This is a genomic window from Mesorhizobium sp. M8A.F.Ca.ET.021.01.1.1 (assembly GCF_003998025.1).
Taxonomy (GTDB): Bacteria; Pseudomonadota; Alphaproteobacteria; order Rhizobiales; family Rhizobiaceae; genus Mesorhizobium.
Map to the genome: position 1 here is coordinate 1 of NZ_RZSJ01000031.1, position 21,197 is coordinate 21,197.

General features: G+C 63.7%; 18 protein-coding genes. 1 reads left to right on the plus strand and 17 read right to left on the minus strand.

Annotation, left to right across the window (positions count from 1 at the left end):
* Positions 1-59: 59 nt before the first annotated feature.
* From EOA36_RS05105 to EOA36_RS05135, 7 genes are all read right to left on the minus strand, one after another.
* Positions 60-1,205, minus strand: coding sequence for an ATP-binding cassette domain-containing protein (locus EOA36_RS05105; RefSeq protein ID WP_127275868.1), 1,146 nt, complete (start codon positions 1,203-1,205; stop codon positions 60-62).
* Positions 1,206-1,237: 32 nt separating this feature from the next.
* On the minus strand, positions 1,238-2,266 hold the full coding sequence (locus EOA36_RS05110; protein ID WP_127275869.1) for a 2-aminoethylphosphonate ABC transporter substrate-binding protein: 1,029 nt from the start codon (positions 2,264-2,266) through the stop codon (positions 1,238-1,240).
* A 254-nt stretch (positions 2,267-2,520) separates the two neighbouring features.
* Positions 2,521-3,531: an NAD(P)-dependent oxidoreductase gene (locus EOA36_RS05115; protein ID WP_127275870.1), complete on the minus strand. Its 1,011-nt coding sequence runs from the start codon at positions 3,529-3,531 to the stop codon at positions 2,521-2,523.
* A gap of 1 nt (position 3,532) precedes the next feature.
* Positions 3,533-4,891, minus strand: a complete 1,359-nt coding sequence (locus EOA36_RS05120; protein ID WP_127275871.1) for an aspartate aminotransferase family protein — start codon at positions 4,889-4,891, stop codon at positions 3,533-3,535.
* A gap of 71 nt (positions 4,892-4,962) precedes the next feature.
* A complete protein-coding gene (gene phnY / locus EOA36_RS05125; protein ID WP_127275872.1) occupies positions 4,963-6,420 on the minus strand; it encodes a phosphonoacetaldehyde dehydrogenase in 1,458 nt (485 codons plus the stop codon).
* 229 nt (positions 6,421-6,649) lie between these two features.
* Positions 6,650-7,909: a phosphonoacetate hydrolase gene (gene phnA / locus EOA36_RS05130; RefSeq protein WP_127275873.1), complete on the minus strand. Its 1,260-nt coding sequence runs from the start codon at positions 7,907-7,909 to the stop codon at positions 6,650-6,652.
* Between the two features lie 24 nt (positions 7,910-7,933).
* Positions 7,934-9,133 (minus strand): 2-aminoethylphosphonate--pyruvate transaminase, encoded by a 1,200-nt coding sequence (locus tag EOA36_RS05135; RefSeq protein ID WP_127275874.1) that lies wholly within the window; start codon positions 9,131-9,133, stop codon positions 7,934-7,936.
* Between the two features lie 265 nt (positions 9,134-9,398).
* On the opposite strand from EOA36_RS05135, the gene EOA36_RS05140 reads away from it, so the two are divergent.
* Positions 9,399-10,268 (plus strand): LysR substrate-binding domain-containing protein, encoded by an 870-nt coding sequence (locus EOA36_RS05140; protein ID WP_127275875.1) that lies wholly within the window; start codon positions 9,399-9,401, stop codon positions 10,266-10,268.
* A gap of 50 nt (positions 10,269-10,318) precedes the next feature.
* On the opposite strand, the gene EOA36_RS05145 is transcribed toward EOA36_RS05140, so the two are convergent.
* The 10 genes from EOA36_RS05145 to ehuC all read right to left on the minus strand — a co-directional run bounded on the left by EOA36_RS05145 (position 10,319) and on the right by ehuC (position 21,060).
* A complete protein-coding gene (locus tag EOA36_RS05145; RefSeq protein WP_127275876.1) occupies positions 10,319-12,796 on the minus strand; it encodes an FAD-dependent oxidoreductase in 2,478 nt (825 codons plus the stop codon).
* 82 nt (positions 12,797-12,878) lie between these two features.
* On the minus strand, positions 12,879-13,667 hold the full coding sequence (locus tag EOA36_RS05150; protein WP_127275877.1) for a DeoR/GlpR family DNA-binding transcription regulator: 789 nt from the start codon (positions 13,665-13,667) through the stop codon (positions 12,879-12,881).
* A gap of 105 nt (positions 13,668-13,772) precedes the next feature.
* Positions 13,773-14,441, minus strand: coding sequence for a GntR family transcriptional regulator (locus EOA36_RS05155; RefSeq protein ID WP_189343694.1), 669 nt, complete (start codon positions 14,439-14,441; stop codon positions 13,773-13,775).
* 173 nt (positions 14,442-14,614) lie between these two features.
* Complete coding sequence (doeB, locus tag EOA36_RS05160) at positions 14,615-15,616, minus strand: N(2)-acetyl-L-2,4-diaminobutanoate deacetylase DoeB (protein ID WP_127275878.1); 1,002 nt, start codon at positions 15,614-15,616, stop codon at positions 14,615-14,617.
* A gap of 5 nt (positions 15,617-15,621) precedes the next feature.
* Complete coding sequence (doeA, locus tag EOA36_RS05165) at positions 15,622-16,800, minus strand: ectoine hydrolase DoeA (RefSeq protein WP_127275879.1); 1,179 nt, start codon at positions 16,798-16,800, stop codon at positions 15,622-15,624.
* Positions 16,801-16,936: 136 nt separating this feature from the next.
* Complete coding sequence (gene eutC / locus EOA36_RS05170) at positions 16,937-17,929, minus strand: ectoine utilization protein EutC (RefSeq protein WP_127275880.1); 993 nt, start codon at positions 17,927-17,929, stop codon at positions 16,937-16,939.
* A complete protein-coding gene (eutB, locus tag EOA36_RS05175) occupies positions 17,926-18,918 on the minus strand; it encodes a hydroxyectoine utilization dehydratase EutB (RefSeq protein WP_189343678.1) in 993 nt (330 codons plus the stop codon). The genes eutC and eutB overlap by 4 nt, the downstream gene beginning before the upstream one ends.
* 5 nt (positions 18,919-18,923) lie before the next feature.
* Positions 18,924-19,703 carry an ectoine utilization protein EutA gene (gene eutA, locus EOA36_RS05180; protein WP_127275882.1) on the minus strand — a complete coding sequence of 260 codons (780 nt, stop codon included), beginning with the start codon at positions 19,701-19,703 and terminating at the stop codon, positions 18,924-18,926.
* Between the two features lie 3 nt (positions 19,704-19,706).
* Positions 19,707-20,366, minus strand: a complete 660-nt coding sequence (ehuD, locus tag EOA36_RS05185) for an ectoine/hydroxyectoine ABC transporter permease subunit EhuD (protein ID WP_127275883.1) — start codon at positions 20,364-20,366, stop codon at positions 19,707-19,709.
* A 34-nt stretch (positions 20,367-20,400) separates the two neighbouring features.
* Positions 20,401-21,060 carry an ectoine/hydroxyectoine ABC transporter permease subunit EhuC gene (gene ehuC / locus EOA36_RS05190; protein ID WP_127275884.1) on the minus strand — a complete coding sequence of 220 codons (660 nt, stop codon included), beginning with the start codon at positions 21,058-21,060 and terminating at the stop codon, positions 20,401-20,403.
* Positions 21,061-21,197: the final 137 nt, after the last annotated feature.

Here is a 21,197-nt window from a genome sequence, read left to right on the forward strand (position 1 = left end):
CGATCCACAGCCGGCCCGGCTCTCGCTTCCTGGCCGTCGGCGCACCAATGGCGAGCGCTTCAGACACCGGCGTCTTCCGGAAGAAGCGACGTATCGGCTGGCGCAAAGAACAGCGGTACCTTTGTGCCGGGTTCCGGCAGGGCCATAGGCAGCTTTGTTGCCGAGACGCGCACCGGCGTGCCATCGACATCGAGAACCAGATGGGTGAGTTCGCCCTGCCAGTGCACTTCCCTGAGCGTGCCGACAATGCGGTTGGTGTGCTCGCTGTCTGCCGTGAGGCTCAGATGCTGCGGCCTGATGCAAAGCAGGCTCTTGTCGCCGGCCTTCTCGTCGCGACCGGCACTGGTGAGCACGGCATGACCATGCCTTGCCGTGGCAAAGCCTTTCGGGCCGGCAGCTTCGGCAACCGTCACCGGCAGAAGGTTGGCGCGGCCGAGGAACTCGGCGGTAAAACGGTTTGGCGGGCGGCGATAGAGTTCGGTCGTCGGCCCATGCGAACAGACCCTGCCGTCGCGCATGATGGCGATCTTGTCGGCAAGCGTCAGTGCCTCGGTCTGGTCATGCGTGACGTAGAGGATGGTGAGGCCGGGCAGGCTGCGGTGCAGCCGGGCGATTTCCTCAACCATGTTGCGGCGGATCTGCGCGTCGAGCGCCGAGAGCGGCTCGTCGAGCAGGAGCACACGTGGCCGCACCGCAAGGGCGCGGGCAATCGCGACGCGCTGCTGCTGGCCGCCCGAAAGTTCGCGTGGATAACGCCGGGCAAACGTCGCCATGCCGACGGTGGCGAGCGCATCCTTCACCCGTTCGCCGATAAGCGCCTTGTCGGCGCCTTGTGCCCGCAGGCCAAAGGCGACGTTGTCCTCGACCCGCATATGCGGAAACAGAGCGTAGTTCTGCACCACCATGCCGAGCCCGCGTTCGTAGGGCGGCAGATCGGTCACGTCGGTGGCGCCGATACGGATGCGTCCGCTTCTCGGCCGCACGAAGCCGGCCACGGCCCGCAAGGCGGTCGTCTTGCCGGACCCGGACGGGCCGATCATCGCCAGGATTTCGCCCGGCGCGATGTCGAGGGTCAGCGGATGCAGGACCACGTGTGCGCCGTAGGCGACAACGACCTTGTCGAAGTGGACGTTGGAACCGGCGCCGCGAACTTTCGCGGCGTCGATATCCGTGACTTCGGAACCCGTGAAGGCGGCTGCCGACATGGCGTTGTTCTCCGGACTGTTTCCTTGGCGGATCAACTTCCGGTCGCTTCGTTCCATTTCTTGACGTAGTCGGGCAGCTTGCTCAGCGCCTCGTCCCAGTTCGGCGACCAGATGGTCAGGCCCTTCATGGCCTCCTGCAGCTTGGCGAAGTTGGCGTCGGAGGGCGTCACGTCCTTGCGGGCAGGCAAGCCGATGGCAATCGAGCTTACAGTCGACTGGGCTTCCTTGGACAGCAGGAAATCGATCAGCTTCTTGCCATTGTCGGCATTGGGTGCACCGGTGACCAGACCGATTTCGTAAGGCAGCGCGAAGGTGGAGCGGGTGCCATCGGGGCCGGCGGGCCAGAACACCTTGATGTTGGGATTGTCGGCCATCTGCGACATGTTCATCTGCAGGTCGCCATTGGCGACGTGCAGCTCGCCCTTGTTGACCAGCGCGGTCAGCTTGCCGGTCGAGGCGGACGGGCCGACATTGTTGTCCTGCAGCTTCTTCATGAACTCGAAGCCGGCGTCCTCGCCGCCGAAGGCATGAATGATCTGCAGCATGACGGCGGTGCCGTCACCGGCCTGGCCGGGGGTCGAATACTGGATCTTGCCCTTGAACTTCGGATCGAGCAGATCGTTGTAGCTCTTCGGCGCTTCCGACAGCACGGCGCTGTTGTGGATGAAGTTCATGTAATTGTTGACCAGCGGCCGATACTTGTCGGTGCCACCGTCGATCTGGGATGCGGCCTCCGGCTTGTAGTCCTGCAACAGGCCGTCGGCGGCGGCGCGCTGGATGAAGGGCGGCAAGGTCACAAGCACGTCGGCCTGCGGGTTAGATTTTTCCTTAGCGACGCGCTCGACGACGCCGCCCGAACCTGCCTCGATATACTGAACGGTAATGCCGGTGGCCTTGGTGAAGGCGGCGAATTCGGTCTCGTACCAGCTGCCATTGCCATCATGCAGGCCATCGGCGGAGTAGACGGTAACGACGCCGTCGGCGAGCGCCGGCCCGACGAGGGCCGCCGATGCAAGCAATGCGGCGAAGGCCGCGACCATGGTTGCGTTTCTTGATTTCATGACCAGTTCCCCTTTGATTGAAGGCACATTCTGCGATGCACTAGGACCAACCGGCCTTGGGTCTCTGACGGACGTTGAGCCGGTTGGATGTCTTCGTTGTGACAACTCTGGGGATCGGCGATCGATAAGTAAAATCTATTTATTTTATGAGAGCCAAAATTCCTCTGATATTTGTCATGGAACTGTCGCATCCACGTCTTGGCCATGAATGTGGCTGCGCCGAAGGCAGCTATCAGCTTGAAAAATCTCGCTTATCAGCCGAACACAATACCTGCCGTCTGCGCCCGCAATCGCGGATCATGCGAACGGACGGTCACCGGCCTGCCTTCGAGGATCTCGAAACACCGCGCGAGCGTGTCGACCTCGAGCCGGCGCATCGCCTCATGCGTGAAGAAGGTGAGATGCGGAAAAAGGATCAGATTGTCGCGACCGAACAGCACACTCATCGGATGGCCTGACTTCGACAGCGGCTCCGCCGAATAGACGTCGAGCCCGGCACCACCGATGCGACCGGCGACGATCGCCTCGACGAGGGCCGCCTCATCGATCAACGCACCGCGCGAGACATTGACGATGATGGCCGAGGGTTTGAGGCAGGCGAGCTCATGCTTGCCGATCAGGCCGCGTGTCTGGTCGTTCAGAACGCAATGGTTGGAAATGAAATCGCAGGCGCCCAGCATGGCATGGAGGTCGTCGGCCTTCTCGATACCGGCGGCGCGCATTGTCGCTGCATCGACAGCGGGATCAAAGCCAAGGACGCGTGCGCGGAATCCCTGGCCTGCCATGCGCGCCATGCTGCGGCCGATCTTGCCGCAGCCGACGAGCCCAAGCGTGGCGCCGGAAATATCACGCCCCAGCCAGCGTTGCTCGGGCCAGATCCAGCCATCGCGCGACATTGCCTGCGTGATCGCAGGCAGCCGCTTGGCGAGCGCGATCATCAGCGCGAAGGCGCCTTCGGCAACGGTTTCCTCGGCATATTCGGGCACGTTGACCACGGGAATACCACGTCGCATCGCGGCGGCGATGTCGATTGCATCGATACCGACGCCATATTTCACGATGCCCTTCAGCCTTGGCGCCGCGTCTATCACCCGCGCGGTGATCGGCGTGTAGCACATGAGCAGAAGATCGGCGTCGGCCACTGCTTTTATGAGATCGGCTTCGGGAATGCCGTCCGGCAACGTCACCAGGTCGACGCCCCTCGCCCGCAAGCCGGCATCGATTTCAGGACATTCGAGTTCGCGATCTGTGCGGACGGCCTTCATGTCAGGCCGCCAGCACCGCGGCCTCGACGATGTCGAGCGCCCGGTCGAGATCGGTCTTTGAAATGACCAATGGCGGCGAGAGTGTCAGCACGTTGCCTTGGCTGACCTTGAAGCTCAGTCCCTGTTCCAGGCAGGCGTAGAAGACGCGTTCGGCGAGGTCGCGTGCCGGCTGGCGCGAGGCGCGATCCTCGGCCAGTTCGACCCCGACCATCAGTCCCCTGCCCCTGACATCGCCGACATGGGGCGAACGCGCCATCAGGTCCTGCATCCGTCCAAGCATATGCCGGCCAAGTTCGGCCGAACGCTCGACCAGCCCGTCCTCCAGGATGATGTCGATGGTCGTCAGCGCGGCGCGCGTCGTCACCGGGTTCTTCTCATGGGTGTAGTGACCGATGGCGAAGCCGCCGGTGACGTCGAGGTCGCGGCGCGCGATGACGGCGGCGATCGGCAGGATGCCGCCGCCCAGCGACTTGCCGAGGACGACGATGTCGGGCGTAACGCCGTCATGTTCGTGGGCGAAGAATTTTCCGGTCTTGCCGAGGCCGGTTGGGATTTCGTCGAAGATCAGCAGCGTGCCATGCCGGTCGCAGGCTTCGCGCACCCGCTTCCAGAAACCGGGCGGCGGCGGATTGGGCGTCGCGCGCATCGGCTCGGCAACGACCGCCGCCACATCCTGCTCGCGGCCGAGCACATAGGCGATCATGTTGGCGCAAGCGAGCCCAGAAGCCTCTAGGGAATCGTGGCCATAGGGGCAGCGATAGCCGTCCCAGGGCGCGACATGCTCGGTGCCGGTCATCATCGGACCTGATATGTGCGAGCGAAAGGTCGCCTCGCCGCCGACGCTTGCCGCGCCAAAGCCGGCGCCGTGGAAGGCGTCCCAGAACGACACCGTCTTGAAACGGCCGGTCGCGGCGCGCGCGATCTTCAGCGCGACCTCGATGGCATCCGAGCCGCCGGTGGTGAACAGCACCTTGCCGAGGTCGCCAGGCGCGAGGGCCGCCAGTCTCTCCGCCAGTTCGACGGCGGGCTCGCAGGTAAAGCGGCGCGGCGCGAAGCAGAGTTCGTCGAGCTGCTTCTTGATCGCCGCCACCAGTCTCGGATGGCCGTAGCCGAGATGGTGAACGCTGTTGCCGTGGAAATCCATGAAACGGCGGCCGGCGGTATCCTCGATCCAGATGCCTTCAGCCTTGGCGATCGTCGAAAGGCAGGGGCTGGACAGGCTCTGGTGCATGAAGGCGGCGGCATCGCGATCAAGCAGGCCGCGAATGCGGGGATCGTCCTGGCCGGCATCCCAGCGGCCGCGCGCCGCCGTGGTGTTGGAATCGCCCTCTGTATGCACAAGCTCGGATATCGCGGCCATCATCATCTCCGAAACGCGAATGAGGGAGCGTTGGCCGCTCCCTCTGTTTTCTGTCCGTCGGTCGCGCCTGGTCAGGACCAGGGCAGCGAAAAGGTCTTCACATTGGTGTAGCTCTTCATCGCTTCGATGACGCCTTCCTTGTAGCCATTGCCCGAATCCTTGATGCCGCCGAAGGGCGACATCTCGATGCGGTAGCCCGGCACTTCCCAGATGTTGACCGTCCCGACCTGAAGGCCGGTGATGTATTTCTGCATGCGGGGAAACGAGTTGGTGCAGACGCCCGACGACAGGCCGAAGGCGGTCGAGTTGGAGAGCGCGATCAGCGCATCGTCATTGTCCGGCGCGCGCACGATCGGGATGATCGGCCCGAAGGTTTCTTCCATCACGAGTTCGGATTTATGCGGCACGCGGTCGACGACGATTGGCGGCAACAGAGCGCCCTGGCGGCCAGGATTGTAGAGGATATCAGCGCCTTGCTCGGCGGCCATGTGAACGCGGGTTTCGAACAGCGCCGCCGCCTTCTCGTGGACGACGGTACCGAGATCGGTAGAGCGGTCCATCGGGTCGCCGAAGCGAATCTTTCTCGCCCGCTCCAGCACCAGCGGCACGAAGCGGTCGGCGATGCTTTGCTGGACCAGGATGCGCTTGACCGCCGTGCAGCGCTGACCGGAATTCTTCGTCGCGCCGGCGACCGCCAGGTCCGCCGCCTTTGCCAGATCTTCATCCGACAGATCGTTGAGGATGATCAGCGGATCGTTGCCGCCGAGTTCCAGCACCTGGCGTTTGTAGCCGGCGGTGTGGGCGATCATCTTGCCGACCGGCACGCCGCCGGTGAAGGTGATCAGATCGATATTCTCGTTGGTGATCATCTCGTTGCCGATGTCGGCCGGCCAGCCGGTCACAACCGACAGCATTTCCGGCGGCAGGCCAGCTTCATAAAGGATGTCGGCCAAAAGCAGCGCCGTCATCGGCGTCAGTTCGGTCGGCTTGACGACCACGCAATTGTTGGTGGCGATCGCCGGCGCCACCTTGTGCGAGACCATATTGAGCGGATGGTTGAATGGCGTGATCGCCGAGATCGCCTTCAGCGGCTCACGCGTGGTGAAGATCTTGCGCGCCTTGCCGTGCGGGGTGAGATCGCAGGAAAAGATCTGGCCGTCATCCTGGATGCACATCTGCGCCGACAGCGTGAACACGTCATAGGCGCGGCCGACTTCGTAGAGCGAATCCGTCTTGGAGATGCCGAGCTCGAGCGTGATGAGATCGGAAATTTCTTCCCGGCGCGACGCCAGAGCTTCCGCCGTGCGAAACAGGATCTGCTGGCGCTCGTAGCGCGTCAGTTTCGACCGGTAGCCGGCGGCGATCTCGAAAGCCTGTCGCGCATGCTCGGCCCGACCAGCGGGGACGGTGCCGATAACAGTGTCGTTCCAGGGGTAGCGCACCTCGACGATGCCGTCGGCATCGACCTTCTTGCCGGCGATACGCATCGGCTCGTGGCGGACTTTGATGGCAGGGTCAAGTTGGGTCATGGTTTCTGCTCCAGCAGATTCTTAGGCATGTCACGGCAGAGGATCGCCCCCCACTCCGGCCCTTCGGGCCACCTCTCCCCCAATCGACGGGGGAGAGGAAACCAGGCGAAGTCGACGCCCCCACGTTTCCAGGCTAAGCTGCGGCTAGCCCTGGCGCTTTTCTTCTCCCCCGTCGATCGGGGGAGAGGTGCCAAGCAAAGCTCGACGGAGTGGGGGTCGACATCAGCGCTCAGCCTGCCAGCGCCGCCGCCATCGTCGCATAGTAGAAGGCGTCGAAATTGCGCAGTGTCGGCTCGTTCGGCAGGTCCGGCAGCACGCGATTGACGATGAACGGTACTTTCTGCTCAGTCAGGCCACCATGCGAGCGCAGCGGTTCGTTGAGGGCCGCCAGATCGTGCCTGTGCTCGCTGGTGCCGATCGTCTTGTTCTCCGTCGAGATCAGCACGATGTCGCCGATGCGGTCGGCCGGCAGTTCGAAGCGCTCGCAGGCATCAGGGCTGTCGACGACCAGCATGATGCCGTCGATCTTGGCCAGCCGCGCCATGATGCCGGCCTGATCAGCGCCATCAGGCAAATAGGCGGTGGCGAAAGAGCCGAGAGCGCCGTGATGCACCACATAGGGGTCGGTGATCGGCAGGATGACGCGGGCGGCGTCCTTGCCCAGCCATTCGTCGAGCAGGTCCTGGACGTAGACGACGTCGGGCGAACCGTCCGCCTTGTGCTTGGGCTTCATGCCATGGTCGGCGGTGACGACGATCGCCGCGCCCAGCGCATCGAGCTCGGTCAGGTACTTGTCGAACATTTCGTAGAAGGCATTGGCCTGCGGCACGCCGGGCGCATATTTGTGCTGCACATAATCGGTCGTCGTCAGGTACATGATGTCGGGGCGGAATTCCCTGAGCAGCTGAACGCCGGCGGCGAAGACGAATTCCGACAGTTCGGCCGAATAGACTTCCGGCACAGGCAGGCCGAAATGCTTCGAGGCATTGTCGATGCCGTGCTCGGCCACTGTCGTGGTGTCCGGCTTTTCAGCCGAGAAGCACAGCGCGCGGCCTTCGTCGAAGGCGAGGCCCTTGCCGAGCAGCGCACGCAGCTTGTCCTTGGCGGTCACCACCGCGACCTTGGCGCCGGCATCGTAGAAGGCCTGGAAAATGGTCGGCGCGCGCAGGAAGCGCGGGTCGTTCATCATCACTTCCTTGCCGGTCTCGCGCTCGTAGAGATAGTTGCCGCAAATGCCGTGCACCGAGGGCGGGCGACCGGTGGCGATCGACAAATTGTTGGGGTTGGTGAAGCTCGGAATGACCGAGTGCGCAAAGCGCACCGTGCCCTTCTGCTTGATCCTGACCAAGGCCGGCATCAGCCCGGCCCTGATCGCCTCGTCAAGATAGGCCGGCTCGCAGCCGTCAAGGCAGATGGCGATGGCCGGCACGCGCGGCCAGGCGTAGGTGCGGCCATTGACCGCGACGTTGATGGGAGACATCTGGTTCATCAAAAATCCTCGAAAACGGCCGCTTCAGGCGGCGAGTTTGGCGCGCTCGGCGATTGCCGCCGCGGGTGGAGCGGCGGTGTCGACGCCCATTTCATCAAGCGATTGCGCCGCCGCCTCGACGACGCGGCGCATGACATGTTCGTCCATCTGGCCGATGCAGCCGACGCGGAAGGAATCCACGACCGTCAGCTTGCCGGGATAGATGATGAAGCCCTTGTCCTTCATCAGTTCGTAGAAACGATCGAAGGCGAAGTTGGCGTGGGCCGGGTTGAAGAAGGTGACGATGATCGGCGACAGCCAGCGGTCCCTAAGCAGCGTCTCGAAGCCGAGTTCGCGCATGCCCGCCACCATGACGTCGCGGTTCTTGACATAGCGGGCGCCACGGCCGGCGACGCCACCTTCGGCCTCGTGCTGGCGCAGCGCCTCCAGGAAGGCGGCGACGACATGCGTCGGCGGCGTGTAGCGCCACTGGCCGGTCTTGTTCATGTGCGCCCATTGCGCGTGAACGTCGAGCGACAGGGAATGGCTGCGCCCCTTGGCTGCTTCGAGTTCGCTCTTGCGGGCGATGATGAAGCCGAAGCCGGGCACGCCCTCGATGCATTTGTTGGCCGACGACACCATCGCCTCGTAACGGATCTCGTTGACGTCGAGCGCGACTGCGCCGAAGGCACTCATGGAATCGACCAGCAGTTTGCGACCCTTGGCATGGACTGCTTCGGCGATCTCGGCGACAGGGTTCAAAATGCCGGAGCTGGTCTCGCAATGAATGGCGATGACATGCGTGATCGCAGGATCAGCCTCGAGCGCGGCCGCCACCTCGTCGCCGCGCGGCGGCAGGTAGTCGCCCTTGTCGATCAGCGTATAGGCGCGGCCGAGATACTGCATGGTCTGCGCGGCGCGCAGGCCGTAGGCCCCATTGGCCAGCACCAGAACCTTGCCATCCCTGGGCACGAACGAGCCCAGCATCGCCTCGACGCAGAAGGAGCCGCTGCCTTGCATCGGCACGCAGTCGAACTCGCCTTTCGCGTCGCCGGTCAGCGCCAGCAGGCGGCGGCGCATGTCTGATGTCATGGCGCGGAAGTCGCCGTCCCACGATCCCCAGTCGCGCAGCATCGCCTGCTTGACCGAATAGGCCGTGGTGAGTGGCCCGGGGGTCAAAAGATAGGGCTCGCCCAGGGCCGGCCTGGCCAGCGGCTCCGCGGCAAATTTCGTCTCGGCGAGCATGATGTCCTCCGACAGGTCGCTGCTTTTTTGATGTGGCGCCATTGTTGGTCCGGACGACATATTTGTAAAATCGTTATTTTGTATCGATGTATCGATTAGAACGATGAACACAACTGTATTGGACAGGCTGCATGCCGCTCATGACACGGCTGTGAACATGGGAGGGCTCATCCCCAGACATTAGCGGAATCGTTTATTCCGTCCTTTTGGCGAGCCAGGCTTATGATAAGGTACAGGTGGCTTCGAGACCCGAAAGGCACACAGGATGCGCTATGTTCAGCTGCGAGCCTTTCACCAAGTGGCGATCTCCGGCGGCTTTTCGCGGGCCGCCGAAGCACTGTTCCTGACCCAGCCGGCGATATCGGACCAGGTGCGCAAGCTCGAGGAAGAGTATGACGTGCTGCTGTTCAATCGGAACAAGAAGCAGGTTACTCTGACCCATTCGGGCCAGAAGCTGCTCGAAATAACCCACCGCATGTTCGATACCGAGCAACAGGCGCTCGAGCTCCTGACCGAGTCGCGCGCTTTGCGTTCCGGCACGCTGCGCATCGTCGCCGATGCAGCGCACCACCTGCTTCACATCCTCGGCAGCTTCCGGGCCCGCTATCCCGGCGTGCAGGTCTCGGTGCGCGCCGGCAACACCGAGACGGTGATCAGCAGCCTCTACAGCTACGATGCCGATATCGGCGTGCTGGGCGAGGTGCCCGCCGGGCGCGACTTCGAGGTGCTGAAACTGAATTCGACGCCGATCATCGCCTTCACCTCCATCGACCATCCGCTGGCAGGGAAGAAGTCGCTGACGCTCAAGCAGCTCGCGCTGGAATCGCTGGTCATGCGCGAGCGCGGTTCCAAGACGCGCCAGAAGCTCGAAGACCTGGCGGCGACGTCGAAGGTCGAGCTCAGGCCGGTGATCGAAGCCGAGGGCCGCGAAGCCGTGCGCGAGATCGTCGCCTCGGGCGCCGGCATCGGCTTTGTCTCGGCGGCCGAATTCGGCCAAGATTCGAGGCTCGTCCCGATCACCATCGATGCGCCCGAGACCTTGATGGACGAGGCGCTGATCTGCCTGCGCGAGCGCAGCGGCGGCAAACTGGTGCGCGCCTTTCTCGACATGGCGCGCTCGATGTCGGCGGACTAATTGAGCATGATCTCTTCCGAAAACCGGTTCCCACTTTTCGGGATCATGCTTTAAGCCGCGACCTTGATCTCCACTGCATCGGCCTTCACCCGCTCCGACTTCGGATCATAGGGGCTGCGCAAATGCGCGGTAACCGCATGGCGCACGCCGGCAAGATCGATCTCGAAACGGCCGTTGGCCAGGAATGAAGCATCGACGCCCGCTTCGTGCTCGATCAGCCCGAGCGCCACCGAACGGCCGAGTGTGTGGCCGTAGGCAGCCGAGCGCACCTCGCCGACCGGCTTGCCGTCGCGCAGGATCAGCTCGCCGCCCCACAGCATCGGCTCGGCATCGTCTGTAGTGAACAGCACGATGCGCCTGGTCGGCGCCGCCGAGGATTTCGCGGCGGCGAGCGCATCACGGCCGATGAAGCCGCCCGGCTTGTCCATCGCGACGGCAAAGCCAAGGCCGGCCTGCCACGGGTTGATATCAGGCGTCAACTCGCGACCCCAGGCGCGAAAACCCTTTTCGATGCGCAAGGCATCGAGCGCGTAGTAGCCGGCGTCGGCAAGGCCGAATTCACGACCGGCTTGATGCAGCGCCTCGTAGACGCCGACCGCGAATTCGGTCGGCACGATCAGTTCCCAGCCGAGCTCACCGACATAGGTCATGCGGTTGGCGTAGGCTGTGGCATAGCCGATATCGATTTCTCGGATAGTGGCGAAGGGGAAGCCGGAATTGGAAAGATCCGCCGATGACAGTTTGCCCAGGAGGTCGCGCGAACGCGGTCCCATCAACGCCAGCACCGCATAGGATGAGGTGACGTCGGTCAGTATCGCATGCGCGTCCGCCGGGATATTCTTGACGATCCAGTCTGCATCGTGGACGGCCTGGGCGGAGCCGGTGACGATGAGGAATTTTTCCGCGCCAAGCCGCATCACGGTGAGATCGCTTTCGTAGCCGCCACGCGCATTGAGCACGCCGGTGTAGACCGAAGTGCCGACCGGCACGTCGATGTCGCCGGCGCAGATCCGGTTCAGCACGGCACGGGCGTCGCGCCCCTGGACAAGGAGCTTGGCGAAGGAGGTCTGGTCGAAGATGGCGACGGCTTCGCGCGTCGCCTTCATCTCGCGTTGCACCGCCGCGTGCCAGTTCTGGCGGTCGAAGGCATAGTCGTTCCCGGCTGTCTCTCCTGGACCCGCAAACCAGTTGGCGCGCTCCCAACCCATCTTGGAGCCGAAGCACGCGCCCTTGGCGGCGAGCCGGTCGTAAAGCGGCGAACGGCGGAATGGCCGCGCGGTGTCCAGTTCGCGGTTCGGCCATGGCATGGCGTAATGCAGGCCGAGCGTCTCCTTGACCCGGTCATGCAGCCAGCGCGGATTGTTGTTGAACGAGGCGAAGCGCCTGATGTCGACCGGCCACAGATCCATGGTCGGCGCGCCGTTGACGATCCATTCGGCCAGCGCCCTGCCGGCGCCACCGGCACTGGCAATGCCCATCGAATTGAAGCCAGCGCCGACATAGAAATTCTTCAACTCCGGCGCCTCGCCGAGGAGGAAATTATTGTCCGGCGTGAAGCTCTCGGGACCATTGTAGAATTTCTTGACCTCGGCCTGCGCCAGCTGCGGCACGCGCACCAGCGCGTTTTCCATCAGGATTTCGAACTGGTCCCAATCATCCGGCAGCAGCGCGAACTCGAAATTTTCGGGAATGCCGTTCATGCCCCACGGCTTGGCATGCGGCTCGAAGCCGCCCATGACCAGGCCGCCGACCTCTTCCTTGAAGTAGATGAAGCCATCGGGATCGCGCATGACGGGCAGATCCGGATGCACGCCTTCTATCCGGCCGGTGACGATGTACATGTGCTCGGCCGAATGCAGCGGCACCGACACGCCGCACATCAGCCCGACCTTGCGCGCCCATTGGCCGGCGCAATTGACGACGATCTCGGCGGCGATGTCGCCATGGCCGGTCTCGACGCCGCAAGCGACGCCGTTGCTGACGCTGATACCAGTGACCTTGACCCGCTCGAAGATTTTGGCGCCGCCATTGCGCGCGCCCTTGGCAAGCGATTGCGTGAGATCGGTGGGATTGGCCTTACCGTCTCCGGGCAGCCAGACAGCGCCGACGAGATCGTTTGTCGCCATGACAGGCCACAGATCGCCAGCCTCCCTGGGCGAGATGACGTCGATCTCTACCCCTTGGGCGCGCGCCGACGCAGCCGTGCGCTTCAGCACCGTCATGCGGTCGGCCGTGCGCGCAACTGACAGCGAGCCGCAATTCTTCCAGCCGGTGGCAAGACCGGTCTCGGCCTCCAGTTCGCTGTAGAGCTGCGTGGAATAGCGGATCAGGCTGGTCATGTTGGAATGGCTGCGCAACTGGCCGACAAGACCAGCCGCGTGCCAAGTGGTGCCGCCGCTGAGTTGCCCCTGTTCGAGCACGACAACATCGGTCCAGCCGAGTTTTGTCAGATGGTAGGCGACCGAGCACCCAATGATGCCGCCGCCGACAATGACGATTCGAGCCTGGGTGGGAAATTCATGAGCCATGAGCGTTCCGCCATTTGAAGGATGGCCGGGACATTAGCACGAGAAAACCAAATATCAACCCATAAAGTCACAAAATATCACATCAAGCTGCGACGATGAGTTCTGGACCCTTTTGCGAAAGCGCTTCGGCAAGCGCCAGTTCGGGATTGGCGTCGACGATCACCCCGGCGGCACGTTCGAAGTTGGGAATCCTGAGCGGCGTCAGCTTGCCGAACTTGCTGGCGTCGAGCACGAAATAGGCCTTGCCGGCAAGGGCGATCATGCGGCCGCGCTGTTCGGCTCCGGCGCGGGTGAAGTCGGTCACCTCCCCGTCCGGCGACAGCGCGCCGCCGCCAAGAAAGGCGATGTCGACACGAAAGCGGGCCATCGCATCGAGCGTGTCGATGCCGACAGCCGCCTCCTCGCCGGGGTCGACTTCGCCGCCCAGCATATGCACGCGCATGCCGGGGACATGGCATAGATGCAGCGCTATCTTCAGGCTGGCCGTGCAGATGGTGAGGTCGCGCAGTTCCGATATGGCATGCGCGACGGCCAAAGTGGTGGTGCCGGAATCGAGAAAGACCACCATGCCATCCCTGACCAGCCTGGCGGCAGCCCTGCCGACCGCCGCCTTACCGCCGGCATTTTCCTGGCTGCGCAAGCTCATCGCCGGCTCGCTCGGCTCGAAACGGGCGGCCCCGCCATGCACGATGCCGAGCCTGCCCTGGTCCGAAAGCAACTTCAAATCGCGGCGGATGGTTTCGCGCGAGACATCGAAGAACCCAGCCAGTTCGGCGACGCTGACGGAGCCCTGGGCGCCCAGCCGCCGCAGGATCTCATCATGGCGGCGCGGGGCAAGGGCACGTGCCGGCAGGTGGCTGACGGGAGACATGGCGATCCTTATGTCGAGCGTTGATGTTGCAATATGTGGCAGCGAACCGCCCCACTGGCAACCGCGCGCCATGGCATCGATCGCGGACGGCCCTGCCCCTCGGGCTTAGGATTTTCGCCACCGTCCGCCGCCATCTATCGCATTGACGAGTGTGTCGCTGCCTTCGCGAAGATGCTGCCTCAGAACGCTCACGGCCTTCTTCTCGTCACGCCGCCGGCAAGCGGCCAGCAGGTCGCGATGCTCGCTCTGCGAGCGGGCGCGGTAGTCGAGGTTCGACAGCAGGATGCGGACATAACGGTCGGCCGCGTTGTGATGCGCCTCGATCAGGTCAAGCAAACGACGGTTGCCGCAGGCATCGTAGAGCGAGAGGTGAAAGGCCCTGTTCAGGGCGCCCCAGCGGCCAGCATTGCGCTCGGCGTCGATCTGATCGAGCACCTGCTCGGCTTCTTCAAGCTTGGTGCCGGGCAGGACCGGCACGGACAGCCGGAGCGCCTCGCATTCGAGCAATTCGCGCACCGCATAGATTTCGGCGATCTCGGCACCGTCCATCCAGGCGACATGCGCGCCCTTCGTGGGATGAATGGAAACAATGCCTTCCGCCTCCAATTGTCGGAGCGCGTCCCGTATAGGCATGCGGCTGAAGCCGAACTGGTCGGCCAGTTCATCCTGGCGCAGCGTAGTGCCTGCCTTCAGCGATCCGCTGGCTATAGCCTCGCGCAGGACATTGGCGACCTGTTCCGCCACCGTCTGCGGCCTCTCGATCAGGCCCTCCATAAATCCGCGCAATCGATGCTCCCATGCCACGCGATCGCTAGCCTAGTGGAAAACCTCCGGCGATATAAGTATCCCGTGTACGAGAGCGGTTTGGTTTCTGGCCGAAGAGCGACACGAGAAGCTGTCGATGGCTGGTCCGCCCCAGCTTGGTCCGGGCGGAGAAATCACGTCAGTCAATCGACCTTCATGGCGACCACCGCTGCGCAGTCGCCGGCCTTGACCAGCCCAGGGAAATGCCGTGCCGCCAGCATGCCCGACATTTTCGCCAGGATTTCCCGTGGAGCAACGCCAGTGCGGCCGGTGGAATGAATGCGGGCCAGTACCGCGCCTTCTTCGACGGGCTCACCAAGATCGATCATGGTTTCGATCATGCCGTCGTCCTCGGCGAAGCAAAAGCAATCTCCCGAGGGCATATCCAGCCACTGGGTTTTGCGCGTCTCGACCGCCCCGGCGACGATACCGGTATGACGCAGCACGTTGAGGATGCCGCGCCGGGCGATCCGCACCGTCTCAGCTCGCGATGTGCCGCCGCCGCCGAGTTCGGTGGTGACGAAGACCTTGCCCATCTCTTCGGCCGCCGTGTCATACATGCCGATCGCATCGATCTCGGTCATGCGCATCGAGAACGGTGCCGAGAAAGCCTCGACCGCGGCAAAGGCTTTCTGCTCCTGCGCCTTGTCCGGCAGCGTGTGCGCGGCGCAGAACGGCACGAAATCCAGCGTCCTGCCACCGGAATGAAAGTCGAAGACGAGGTCGGCGCGGGGAAGCAACTCGCGTTGGAAATAATCTGCGATCTTCTGCGTCACCGTGCCGTCCGGCCGGCCGGGAAAGCTGCGGTTCATGTTGCCCTTGTCGATCGGCGAGGTGCGCGTGCCGGCCCGGAAAGCCGGATAGTTCATCGCCGGCACGATGATCACCGTGCCGCTGACCTGGCTGGGATCGAGCGTTCGGGCGAGTTCGTAGAGCGCCAGCGGCCCCTCATACTCGTCCCCATGGTTGCCGCCGGTCAGCAGCGCCGCCGGCCCCTTGCCGTTGCGGATGACGCAGATCGGGATCATCACCGAGCCCCAGGCCGAGTCGTCGCGGCTATAGGGCAAGCGGAGGAAACCATGCTGGACGCCGTCGCGCTCGAAATCGACGGTCGGCGCGATCGGCGACGGGCGATGACTGGACATCGGGCTCAATCCTTCACCACCAGCTTGCGCGGCACATTGGCCAAGCACTCCACACCGGTTTCGGTGATCAGGATGGACTCGGTAATCTCCAGTCCCATTGTCTCCAGCCAAAGGCCGGTCATGAAATGGAAGGTCATGCCGGGCTTGAGCTCGGTGCGGTCGCCGGGACGCAGGCTCATGGTGCGTTCGCCCCAGTCCGGCGGATAGGAAATTCCGATCGGATAGCCGGTGCGGTTGTCCTTGACGATGCCGTATTTCTTCAGGACGGCAAAGAAGGCGTTGGCGATGTCCTCGCATGTGTTGCCGGGCCTGGCGGCGGCAAGGCCGGCTTCCATGCCTTCCAGCGTCGCCTTCTCGGCATCGAGGAATTCCTGCGTCGGCTTGCCGAGGAAGACGGTGCGCGACAGCGGGCAATGGTACCTGTTGTAGCAGCCGGCGATCTCGAAGAACGTCCCCTCGCCCCGCTTCATCGGTTTGTCGTCCCATGTCAGGTGCGGCGCCGAGGCGTCGGCGCCTGACGGGAGCAGCGGCACGATCGCGGGGTAATCGCCGCCGATGCCGTCGACGCCGCGCGTGCCGGCATCGTAGATCTCGGCGACGAGATCGCATTTGCGCATGCCGACCTCGATCTTGTCGAAGATGCGCTGGTGCATCGCCTCGACGATGCGGGCGGCCTTGCGCATATAGTCGATCTCAGTCGGGCTCTTCACGGCGCGCTGCCAGTTGACCAGTGCGGTGGCATCGACGAAGCGGGCGTTGGGCAGATGCTTCTGCAAGGAGGCGAAGGCGGCGGCGGAGAACCAGTAATTGTCCATCTCGACACCGACGACAAGCTTGCCCCAGCCGCGATCGCTCAGCACGCTGGACAGGAAGTCCATCGGGTGGCGTTCTGTCGACTGCACATAGTGGTCGGCATAGCCGACGATGTTGTCATGCGCGAGATAAGCAGTGCGCTTGGCGCCGTTGGCGTCCTGGCCACGGCCGTACCAGACCGGCTCGCCCGACGGCGGCACGATGACCGCCTGATGCACATAGAAGGACCAGCCGTCATATCCAGTCAGCCAGGCCATGTTGGATGGATCGCTGATAACAAGGAGATCGACGCCTTTGGCTTCCATCGCCTTGCGCGTCTTGGCGAGGCGATCCGCGTATTCGCTTCGCGAGAATTTCAGGTTCGGCTGCATTTTGTTGGTCCTCGTTTGTTGGGCCTGGAGCCCGCTTCAACTTCGTTGAATCTGTCTCCAGGTATTCTTTTGTCGGAGCACGATCTGGTCGGAAAGCCGGTTGCCACTTTTCCGGATCATGCTCCCGCGGCCAGGATCAGCTTTCGAAAATGGTTCCGGCATTGGCCGCCAGCGCGCGGTCGCGGGCGAGCGTGGCGATCGCAGTGTCCTGCACGCCGGTGCCGGTCAGGTCAGCGATGGTGATGTCGCTGGCCGAGCGCCTACCGTGTTTTTCGCCGGCGATGATCCGGCCAAGTTCGGTGACCTCGGCATCGGCTGCCATCACGCCGGCGGCGATGGCATGGTGCAGTTCGCCCAGCCGCCGCGTCTGCTTCGCGCTGTCGGCGACGTAGAGATCGGCCATGCGCAGGATCGCCGGCGCGATCTCGTTCTTGTGCTCGGCGTCGGACCCCATGGCGGTGATGTGCTGGCCGGCCGAGACAAACCCGGCCTTGATCAGCGGCTCGGTCGACGGCGTGGTGGTGACGATGATGTCGGCGCCGGCGACAGCGTTGGCTGCGTCTGATACAGCGCCCACGTCGATGCCGAGCCTTTCGCGCAAGGCGGCCGCGGCCGTCTCCGCCTTGGCGGCATCGCGTGCCCAGATGCGGGCCCGCGTGATCGGCCGCACCAGCATCAGGGCTTGGAGCTGTAGCCCGGCCTGGACGCCGGCGCCGAAGATCGCGGCGACGGACGAGTCCTCTCGCGACAGGTGTTTGGCCGCGACGGCGCCGGCGGCGGCGGTGCGGACGTCGGTGAGATAGCCATTGTCGAGCAGCAAGGCTTCGACCACACCGGTCTTTGCCGAAAGCAGCACCATCATGCCGCCACCGCTTGGCAGACCGAGCTTTGGATTGTCGAAGAAGCCGGAACTGATCTTGACGGCGAAGCCGTCGATACCGGGCACATAGGCGGTCTTCACGTCGACCTCGCCGCGATGCTCGGCGATGTCGAGGCGCAGGATCGGCGGCATGGCCACCGGCAATGTTGCCAGCGCGCGGAAGGCATTCTCGACACAGGCGACGGCGTCGAGATCGAGCGTCACGATCGTGCGCAGTTCAGCTTCGGTGAGGATGGTCATCCTGCTCATGCGGCGCGCTCCGAAATCGATGGCATTTCCCCGCAGACGATCTTCCTGTGCAGTTCCATGTCGATGTTGCGGCCGGAAAGCAGAGCCACCACCGGCCCCTCCGCCTTGGCCTTGCCGGCGAGCAGTGCTGCGATGCCTACCGCACCTGCTCCTTCGACGATCTCGCGTTCCAGTTCATAGGCATGGCGAATGCCGGCGGCGATTTCGTCCTCACTGAGCAGGACGACATCGTCGAGCAGGTCGCGGCACATGGCGAAGGTCAGCCGGTTGTCGAGGCCGATGCCGCCGCCGAGCGAATCCGCCAGCGTCGGCAGCTCCTCGACCAGCACGGGGTGGCCGGCATCGAGGCTCGCCTTCATTGCCGCGCCGCGCGCCATCGACACGCCGATTATTTTTGTGCCGGGGCTAACGCCTTTGATTGCGGCCGCTATACCCGATGCTAACCCACCTCCGGAGAGTTGCACCAGCACCAGAGCGGCATCCGGGACCTGCTCGATCATCTCCAGCCCGAGCGTGCCTTGCCCGGCGATGATCGCGGGATGGTCGAAGGGTGGCAGCATGACAAGCCCTTCCTCCGCCGCCAGCCGCTCGACCTCCTTCTGGGCATCGTCCTGGCTGTTGCCGACAATACGGACTTCCGCGCCGAGGCGGCGGATTTCGTCCAGCTTGTTCTTGGGTACCAACCGAGACATGCAGATCACCGCACGCATGCCCTCGAGCTTCGCCGCGTGGGCGAGCGCACGGCCATGATTGCCGGTCGATGCCGCGACGACGCCCCGCGCCTTCTCCTCGGCATCAAGCGATGCAACGGCGTTGGAAGCACCGCGCAATTTGAAACTGCCGGTGGTCTGACGATGCTCGAGCTTGAGATGAACCGGCACGCCCAGCCGTTCGGAAAGACTCGCCGAAAGCACGATCGATGTGCGCTCGACCTTGCCGGCAATTCGCTCGCGCGCGCCACGGATATCGCCAAGGGTCACTGTCGCCATGGTCATCAGCCGCGCGGCAAGGGCAGCGTCATCAGACTGCCGAATTCGGGATGGGCCGTCTCATCGCTGCAAAGGCGCAAACAGTTCCATGCGGTTGCCTGGTTGCTGGTCACCACCGGCCGGCCGATCGCCTGTTCCATGCCGGTGACCGCGAGCGCACCGCGCAGCGCCGTGCAGGACACGAACAGCGCATCGGCCTGCGGATGCATTGCCTGGCGCGCCAGATCGACAAGGGCCGCTGGGGCAATGCGCGCCATCTCGCGGTCGTCCTCGAAGCCGAGACAGGTAAAGCCTAGGATTTCGAAGCCGCGTTCGGCGAAATAGGTCGCCATCGGCCTGGCGGTTTCGATTGTGTAGGGCGTGAGGATGCTGATCCGGCGCACGCCGAACGCGTTCAGTCCGCGCACACCGGCCATTGTTGGTGTGACGACGGGCACGCCTGGCTTGGCGGCCTGGATCGCCGTCTCGATCTCGGCATCGCCAATCACCACCGAGGCCGACGTGCAGGAATAGCAGATAGCGTCGAGCGGCTCGTCAGGCAGGATCAAGGCCGCGCCCGCCGTCAGCGCCGGCTGCATCTTGCGCAAGTTCTCAGGCGTCGTCGGATTGGCATAGGGGATGCGCGCGACATAGACGCCGATCCGTTCGCTCGCCACCATGCGGCGAAAATCCGGCTCGGTCGTGTGGTCGGTGGCAAGGATGATGAGGCCGACGCGCCGCTCCAACGGACGCTCATCGAGCGCTGGCCGGTTGGGCACGAGCTTGATCTGGGGCAAGGGTTTCATCTTTTATCTTTCGATCTTGCCGTAGCGGCGTTCCAGCCAGCGCAGCAGCACGACCGAAATCAGGCTGATGGCGAGGAAGAAGGCGCCGACCAGCGTGATCGGCTCGAGGTAGCGATAATAGGTGTTGGCGACGCTTTTTGCCTGGTTCATCAGTTCCAGCACGGTGATCGCCGAGAGCAGCGGCGTCTCCTTGAACATGGCGATGAAGTAGTTGGCCAATGCCGGGATCATCGGCGGAATGGCCTGTGGGATGATGATGTGGGACCAGGTCTGCCGGGCGCTAAGATTGCACGCCTTAGCGGCCTCCCACTGGCCACGCGGCACATTGTCGATGCCGGCGCGGTAGACCTCCGCCGTGTAGGTGCCGTAGTGCAGCCCGAGCCCGATCACGCCGGCGACCAGCGGCGGCAGCAGGATGCCGATGTCGGGCAGCACGTAGAAGATGAAATAGAGCTGCACCAGGAGCGGTGTGCCGCGGATGAATTCGGCCACCCAACCGACGCTGCGCGACACCGCCTTGTTGGGCGAGCGGCGCGCCAGCGCGATGCCCAACCCGACGATCGCAGCCAGGACCGAACCGAGCAGCGTCGCCAGGATGGTGATCTTCACCCCCTGGATCAACGTCGGCAGGATCTGCCGGACAAAATCCCAATCCCAATCCATCAGCGGACCCAATTCATCAGGAATGCGCTGGCCATCAGACGCGCACTCCGTCGAGGCCGCGCGCCATGCGGCGTTCCAGCGAGCGCACACCCCACGAGATGAGCAGCGCCAGGATGAAATAGATGACGAGAATCGTGGTGAACGGCACCATGGTGTTGCCGGTCTGGGCGCGCACCACCTGCGCCTGGAAGGTCAGGTCGGCGAGCGAGATCAGCGAGACGACCGATGTCGCCTTGAGCAGCTCGATCGCATTGTTGCCGAAGGTCGGCAGCATCACCAGAAACGCTTGCGGCAGGATGACATGGCGCATGCCTTGCCAGCGGCCCAGATTGAGCGCGATGCAGGCCTCATGCTGTTCGCGGCCGATCGATTGCACGGCGCCGCGCACCACCTCCGCGGCATAGGCGCCGACATTCAAGCCCAGCGCCAAGACGCCGGCCTGCAGCGGGGTCAGTTCGAAACCCACCAAGGGCAACACGAAATAGGCGAAGAACAGCTGCACGAAGATCGAGGTGCCACGGAAGAATTCGATATAGGCCGTTGCCAGGGCCCGCAGCACGAAGAAGCGCGATAGGCGCCCCATGCCAGCGAGAAAGGCCATGATCAGGGCAAGCACCGACCCCATCAGCGTCAGCTCGATGGTGACAAGCGCTCCCTGCAATATCAGGCCGAAATAGCCGGACCACTGGGTCATCTGGGTTCCAACGTTGGCGGTTAGCTTCCTTCTCCCCGTTCAACGGGGAGAAGATGCCGGCAGGCAGATGAGGGGCAGTGCCAGCGTAAGCAAAGCTTGTGCTGCCCCTCATCCGGCCCTTCGGGCCACCTTCTCCC

Bases quoted from the DNA above. Each gene is read 5' to 3' on its own strand.
- doeB (WP_127275878.1), bottom strand. From the start codon at position 15,616: ATGTCCAGTCATCGCCCGTCGCCGATCGCGCCGACCGTCGATTTCGAG.
- EOA36_RS05135 (WP_127275874.1), bottom strand. From the start codon at position 9,133: ATGCTCGCCGAGACGAAATTTGCCGCGGAGCCGCTGGCCAGGCCGGCC.
- ehuD (WP_127275883.1), bottom strand. From the start codon at position 20,366: ATGGATTGGGATTGGGATTTTGTCCGGCAGATCCTGCCGACGTTGATC.
- EOA36_RS05140 (WP_127275875.1), top strand. From the start codon at position 9,399: ATGCGCTATGTTCAGCTGCGAGCCTTTCACCAAGTGGCGATCTCCGGC.
- EOA36_RS05155 (WP_189343694.1), bottom strand. From the start codon at position 14,441: ATGGAGGGCCTGATCGAGAGGCCGCAGACGGTGGCGGAACAGGTCGCC.
- eutB (WP_189343678.1), bottom strand. From the start codon at position 18,918: ATGGCGACAGTGACCCTTGGCGATATCCGTGGCGCGCGCGAGCGAATT.
- EOA36_RS05150 (WP_127275877.1), bottom strand. From the start codon at position 13,667: ATGTCTCCCGTCAGCCACCTGCCGGCACGTGCCCTTGCCCCGCGCCGC.
- EOA36_RS05110 (WP_127275869.1), bottom strand. From the start codon at position 2,266: ATGAAATCAAGAAACGCAACCATGGTCGCGGCCTTCGCCGCATTGCTT.
- eutA (WP_127275882.1), bottom strand. From the start codon at position 19,703: ATGAAACCCTTGCCCCAGATCAAGCTCGTGCCCAACCGGCCAGCGCTC.
- ehuC (WP_127275884.1), bottom strand. From the start codon at position 21,060: ATGACCCAGTGGTCCGGCTATTTCGGCCTGATATTGCAGGGAGCGCTT.
- EOA36_RS05120 (WP_127275871.1), bottom strand. From the start codon at position 4,891: ATGGCCGCGATATCCGAGCTTGTGCATACAGAGGGCGATTCCAACACC.
- phnY (WP_127275872.1), bottom strand. From the start codon at position 6,420: ATGACCCAACTTGACCCTGCCATCAAAGTCCGCCACGAGCCGATGCGT.
- doeA (WP_127275879.1), bottom strand. From the start codon at position 16,800: ATGCAGCCGAACCTGAAATTCTCGCGAAGCGAATACGCGGATCGCCTC.
- EOA36_RS05115 (WP_127275870.1), bottom strand. From the start codon at position 3,531: ATGAAGGCCGTCCGCACAGATCGCGAACTCGAATGTCCTGAAATCGAT.
- eutC (WP_127275880.1), bottom strand. From the start codon at position 17,929: ATGAGCAGGATGACCATCCTCACCGAAGCTGAACTGCGCACGATCGTG.
- EOA36_RS05145 (WP_127275876.1), bottom strand. From the start codon at position 12,796: ATGGCTCATGAATTTCCCACCCAGGCTCGAATCGTCATTGTCGGCGGC.
- EOA36_RS05105 (WP_127275868.1), bottom strand. From the start codon at position 1,205: ATGTCGGCAGCCGCCTTCACGGGTTCCGAAGTCACGGATATCGACGCC.
- phnA (WP_127275873.1), bottom strand. From the start codon at position 7,909: ATGAACCAGATGTCTCCCATCAACGTCGCGGTCAATGGCCGCACCTAC.